Raw genomic sequence first — 5,286 nt, 5'->3', positions numbered from 1 at the left:
CACTTTATTCGCGCCACTTAGCTTCCTAGCCAGAACAGTAGTTAACGCAGCCGTAAGCGTTGTCTTACCGTGATCCACGTGCCCTATTGTCCCTACGTTTATATGCGGCTTCCTTCCTTCTGACATACCATTACTACCAAACAACGAAATAACAACATCCTAAACCAACGAGCGGGTAATGGGAATCGAACCCACACAGGCAGCTTGGAAGGCTGCTACTCTACCATTGAGCTATACCCGCATAGCCGTGGAGGAGGTAGGATTCGAACCTACGTACACTAAAGTGGGCAGATTTACAGTCTGCTGCCTTTAACCACTCGGCCACCCCTCCTCCCTGAGACTCAGCCCAAAGCAACATCGTCTGTAATAGCATATAATTTAGAAAAGCAATACAAAAAACCACTCAAGTTTCCCGAGTTGCCTTAAAAAAATTTAGCCCTACAATACGTTTGCATAAATTAGCAAAAATTACCGGCTTTACAACAATAAAAAACTATGAATCGCATTAAAGACAACAGATATCTATGGATTTATGGAAAACATGCTTGTCTTTCTGCTCTCAAAAATCCTAATAGGGTGTGCATTGAATTACTAATTACTCACAAGTTCATAGATAAAAATGATCCTGTGATTAAGTTAGCTAAAAATAGGAAGATAGGAATACGCGATGTAGAAATCGCAAAGGTTGATTCTTTAGTGGGGAGTAAAGCCATACATCAAGGTATGTTGCTAAAAGTGCTCCCGTTGTTTGGTCGCAACGCCAGCTCCTTAATTCGCATAGAAGATATAGTCGCAAAAACAGAGGCTGCGCCTACCTCCTCTATACTTGTTCTTGATGAAGTAACTGATGTACATAACGTAGGCGCAGTATTGCGGACAGCAGCTTGCTTCAATGTAGATGCTGTTGTGTTAACAGAACATAATTCTCCTTCTGAAAGCTGTGGCATGGCAAAAGCTTCTAGTGGAGCCATAGACATAGTTCCTGTAGTTTGTATTGGCAATCTAGTAAAGACACTGGAATATCTAAAACAAAAAAATTACTGGTGTTACGGATTTGATGCTTCAGGAGGGACATGCTTACATCAAGTAGAATTTAGTGAGAGAAGAGTAGTGATTTTGGGTGCGGAAGGAAAGGGAATGCGCCACCTCACCAAAAAACACTGCGATCACTTAGTCAAAATACCTATGTCAGAGAAGATGGAGAGTCTAAATGTCTCGAATGCAGCTGCAATAGCGATGTATTCTGTATTTTTGGGAGATAAGAGATCTTAAATGACCTTTGTTGGATTACTTTTTTGCAATCAGTAAAGAGTAGGTTATTTTGCGTCATTCCTTTCTCTGCTCTTTCAAGTGCTAATTTCCTAGGATAGCATGGTATAAATTTGCATGTTATTTGACATTGACACCTGCACTCACATTGTGGATACCCTGTCATCAATTTGCTATTAACGAGCTTAAAGTAAATGGGAGCTACTTCGCTTGAGGGTAATTCTGTGCGTCGTATAGTAATCGCCATAGATGGGCCTTCTTCTTCAGGAAAGGGAGCTATAGCCAGTGCGATAGCGGCTGAGCTGGGTTTTGTGCATATGGATACCGGTATGCTGTATAGAATCTTTGCTGCTGAATTTGCAAAAAACTATATTCATTCCTCATCTGCTGAAAATTATGAAATATGCATTACTGCTGAGGATCGGTGTAAAATGCTTTCCCTGCTTACGGAAAATAACGGTCAATACTCATCAGAAGCGGTGGGAAAAGCTGCGTCTATCATTTCGAGAAACGGCCGAGTGCGTGCTGCATTGTTACCAATACAGCAAGAGTTTGTGCGGTCATCAAAACGTGGTGTTGTTTTAGACGGAAGAGATATAGCAACAATTGTGTGTCCTGATGCAGATGTAAAAATTTTCATTACAGCGTATGCATCAGTTAGAGCACTGAGACGTTATAAACAGCTGCGTCTGCGTAACGGTACTAGGAAGGTCATGTATAAAAATGTGTTCTACAGTTTATTAAGTAGAGATATAAGGGATTCCTGCAGGAGTAAAGGGCCTTTAATGCGCGTGAAAGAGGCTTATTATTTGAATAATTCACACATAAATAAGGAAATATCGCTGCACCAATTGATGAAAAAAATAAAAACATTCTTGTAAAACTACGCGAAGGGTATATCATTGCCTTTCGTTGTTTTTCGGGCTCTGTTTATGTCATCAGGTGTGGGTTTGCGGGGTAATTCCTCTGGTAGCATTAGTGTAGTACAATCTAATAGGTTTGTAAGTCATGGTTTTGACGAAGTAGATCTTGATAAGACCGACTTATCCGGTGTGCTATCAGAACTTTTAGATGGAGGGCCTAGAGAAGGCGAGATTATTGAAGGAACAGTGATCTGTAAGGACAGTGGGTATATCACTGTCGATGCGGGGTTAAAGTCTGAAGGTGTTGTTTCTCTCAGGGAGTTCGAGCTTGGTGAAGGTAAGCAAGACATTGAGGTTGGCTCGAAAGTTAAGCTTTACTTGGAAAAGACTGAAGGGAAAAGTGGCAGCGTAGTTCTAAGCCGTGAGAAAGCTGTAAGGGATGAGTTGTGGCAAAAGCTTGAGCAAGCAGCTGCTGAGAACTTAGACATAGAAGGTGTCATCTTTGGATCTATTAAGTGCGGTTTCACAGTAGATGTAGGCGGTGTTGTTGCATTCTTGCCTGCAAGTCATGTTGGGCTGCGTCAAGTTAAGGATATAACTCCGTTGCTTGGTAAGAAGCAGAAGTTCCGCATTCTGAAGATGGATAAGAAGCAAGGGAACGTAGTAGTGTCACGTAAGGCTGTGCTTGAGGAATCGCTCGCAGACGCTAAGGATTCTTTCTTGAGTACGCTAGAAGAAGGTAGCGTTGTAGAAGGTAAGGTGAAGAGCATTACCAAATATGGTGTGTTCATCGAGATACATGAATCACCGACAGTTGGTGTTGTCGATGGCTTGTTGCATATCACTGATATATCTTGGAGTCGTGTAAGTCACCCATCGGCTGTGTTTTCTTGTGGGCAGACTGTAAGAGCGAAAATTATCAGAATTGATAGAGAAAATAGAAAGATATCTCTGGGTGTGAAGCAGCTTGAGGAAAGTCCGTGGGCTAATGTAGAGGAAAGATACCCTGTAGATAGTATTCACAAGGGTACTGTAACCAGTATTGAGGATTATGGTATTTTTGTTGAGTTGGAGACAGGTGTAGAAGGGTTGATACACGTTTCAGAGGTCAGTTGGGTAAGGAGTCACTTGCCTGTGAACCAACTGTTCATGAGGGGTGAAGAAATTGAAGTTAAGGTTCTTAGTATAGATGCGACCAAGAATCGTATGAGTCTTAGTATAAAGAGGTGCAAGGAGAATCCTTGGGAAGCGTTTATAGAAAAGCATCCAGTTGGCTCTATTGTGAACACTAAGGTGAAGAGTATAGGGAATCTCGGAATGTTTGTATCGCTCACTGATGATGACACAAATTCTGGAATAGAGGGTCTGATTCGTTCTACTGAGTTAAGTTGGAGTGGTTCTCCTGAAAGTGCTCTGAAGAGGTATAACATAGGGGATTGTCTGCAAGCTAAGATATTGATGGTAAGTGCGAATAGAAATAAGATCGATCTAGGTGTAAAGCAGATAGAGCATGATCCTTTCTTAGGGCTTTTGAGAAGGATTGGCATAGGTGAGAGAATACCTGTAACAGTTTCCAAGGTTTTAGAAGATGTTGGGGTAATGGTCGATGTATTTGATGGATCAGAGAGTTTTAATGTTCTGGTAGAGCAAAAGCACATACCTGAAGGTAAGAAGTTTTTCCCTGGTGATAGGGTAGAAGCAGAAGTTTTAATGATAGGGTCATATAGTCTTGTTTTATCTCTAGAATAGGTTTCGTGTGTTCGATCACTTATTGAAGATTGAGGCTTTGGCTTTCAGGGTGTCAATGTGGCGTGCGCTTTTTTTTGTAGTCCTTGGTCTATTGGTAGTTTTTGCCTCACAGGTGGATTATTCAAGATTCTCTTTTGCTGATATTGCAGGGGGTGCTGGCGGTTATATAGCACGGATAGGAATAGAGGGAACAATAAGTCGAAATAGAGGTCGCGATGCTCTGCTAAGTAGGGTTGAGGATGACGGCTCGATAAAGGCCGTAGTGCTGCGGATAGATAGTCCTGGTGGCACTGTGGGAGATAGTGAAGCGCTATATAGGCAGATTCGAGCTATAGCTAAAAAGAAGCCTGTAGTGGCGGTTATGGGAAATGTTGCAGCGTCAGGTGGGTACATGACAGCCTTAGCTGCAGATTATGTTATAGCCAATAATGGTACAATAACGGGATCTATTGGAGTACTTACGCAGTACGTAGGTGTTGCACGGATTGCTGAGAGGCTGGGAATCACTTTGAAGACGATAAAGACTTCGGAACTAAAGGCGTCTATGTCACCTCTGGAAGAAATGAGTAAGAATTCTGAAGATATGATGCACGAAGTTATAAAGGATTTTCATCGTTTCTTTGTAAGCATGGTAGCGGAAAGAAGAGGGCTATCTGTAGAAGAGGCTTATAAGGTGTCAGACGGCAGAGTTTATACTGGTGCTCAAGCACTGCAGGTTAAATTGATAGATGAGTTAGGCGGTGAGCGCGAAGCTTTCGAGTGGTTGAAGTCTCATCATAATATTGATACGGAAAAAATGGTAGTACGAGACTTGGAGTATCAGAATCGGTTGAGTTTGATGGGTGGTTTGCATATGTTGCTTGCATCTTTTAAGCAACCGTTGTACGCCTTGTTTTTTGAATGAGAGCTGTATGACTTTGTTGAAATCTGATTTAATCAGGCGCATTGCTAGGAAGAATCCCACCCTGGGAGAGAGTGTAGTATCACAGATTTTGAATGTGTTTTTTCAGTCTATTTTGCAGCACGTGCATGATGATACAAGGGTTGAGTTGCGAGGATTTGGTTCCTTTGCTTCGCGGAGTTATGTACTAAAAAGCGCCAATGTTGCTTTGGGTAAGACGCAGTATAAGAGAATGTACTTTCGCCCAAGTGAGAAGTTAATTAAGGCTGTTAATCAGCCCGCGCATTCTAAGAGTAGTTCCCATAATTAGTGTCTGAGTTGCTAACATAGTGTTTTACTCCGCTATGTCATCTCTTTCTTTTAGCTTACGTAAGGCGGGGGTAAGGTGGCTGATTCGGGTAATATACATAGGTACCTTGCTGAAGTCAGGCCGGAGTTGCTGCTTGAAAGGGCGGATGAAGTTTCCTCCCTAGCGCATGTGATGTTAAGATGCGCTCTAGAAAA

Annotated in this window: 6 protein-coding genes and 2 tRNA genes; 5 read left to right on the top strand and 3 right to left on the bottom strand. The window is 42.1% G+C overall.

Annotated elements, in window-relative coordinates; all coding sequences use genetic code 11:
• The 3 genes from KPX09_RS04190 to KPX09_RS04180 all read right to left on the bottom strand — a co-directional run.
• On the bottom strand, positions 1-126 hold a 126-nt coding region (locus tag KPX09_RS04190; protein ID WP_249548604.1), incomplete at its 3' end, for a GTP-binding protein.
• A 44-nt stretch (positions 127-170) separates the two neighbouring features.
• Positions 171-241 (bottom strand) — tRNA-Gly (locus tag KPX09_RS04185).
• Between the two features lie 7 nt (positions 242-248).
• Positions 249-331 (bottom strand) — tRNA-Tyr (locus tag KPX09_RS04180).
• A gap of 164 nt (positions 332-495) precedes the next feature.
• Here KPX09_RS04180 and rlmB point away from each other — a divergent pair.
• From rlmB to KPX09_RS04155, 5 genes are all read left to right on the top strand, one after another.
• A complete protein-coding gene (gene rlmB, locus KPX09_RS04175) occupies positions 496-1,272 on the top strand; it encodes a 23S rRNA (guanosine(2251)-2'-O)-methyltransferase RlmB (protein ID WP_249549131.1) in 777 nt (258 codons plus the stop codon).
• Positions 1,273-1,463: 191 nt separating this feature from the next.
• Positions 1,464-2,150 carry a (d)CMP kinase gene (gene cmk, locus KPX09_RS04170; protein ID WP_249549130.1) on the top strand — a complete coding sequence of 229 codons (687 nt, stop codon included), beginning with the start codon at positions 1,464-1,466 and terminating at the stop codon, positions 2,148-2,150.
• Positions 2,151-2,201: 51 nt separating this feature from the next.
• Positions 2,202-3,881 (top strand): 30S ribosomal protein S1, encoded by a 1,680-nt coding sequence (locus KPX09_RS04165; RefSeq protein WP_249549129.1) that lies wholly within the window; start codon positions 2,202-2,204, stop codon positions 3,879-3,881.
• 7 nt (positions 3,882-3,888) lie between these two features.
• The gene (sppA, locus tag KPX09_RS04160) at positions 3,889-4,785 is read left to right on the top strand and encodes a signal peptide peptidase SppA (RefSeq protein ID WP_249549128.1); all 897 of its coding nucleotides are present in this window, start codon (positions 3,889-3,891) and stop codon (positions 4,783-4,785) included.
• A 7-nt stretch (positions 4,786-4,792) separates the two neighbouring features.
• Complete coding sequence (locus KPX09_RS04155) at positions 4,793-5,092, top strand: HU family DNA-binding protein (protein ID WP_346017241.1); 300 nt, start codon at positions 4,793-4,795, stop codon at positions 5,090-5,092.
• Positions 5,093-5,286 lie beyond the last annotated feature (194 nt).

The organism is Anaplasma phagocytophilum, from assembly GCF_023476575.1.
Classification (GTDB): Bacteria; Pseudomonadota; Alphaproteobacteria; order Rickettsiales; family Anaplasmataceae; genus Anaplasma; species Anaplasma phagocytophilum_A.
The sequence above is the reverse complement of the archived record's forward strand: the minus strand, read 5'-3'. Positions and strand labels throughout refer to the sequence as shown.

What these genes read in the sequence shown, in the direction of transcription:
- cmk (WP_249549130.1), top strand. Translation starts at nt 1,464, where the DNA reads ATGGGAGCTACTTCGCTTGAGGGTAATTCTGTGCGTCGTATAGTAATC.
- rlmB (WP_249549131.1), top strand. Translation starts at nt 496, where the DNA reads ATGAATCGCATTAAAGACAACAGATATCTATGGATTTATGGAAAACAT.
- KPX09_RS04165 (WP_249549129.1), top strand. Translation starts at nt 2,202, where the DNA reads ATGTCATCAGGTGTGGGTTTGCGGGGTAATTCCTCTGGTAGCATTAGT.
- KPX09_RS04155 (WP_346017241.1), top strand. Translation starts at nt 4,793, where the DNA reads ATGACTTTGTTGAAATCTGATTTAATCAGGCGCATTGCTAGGAAGAAT.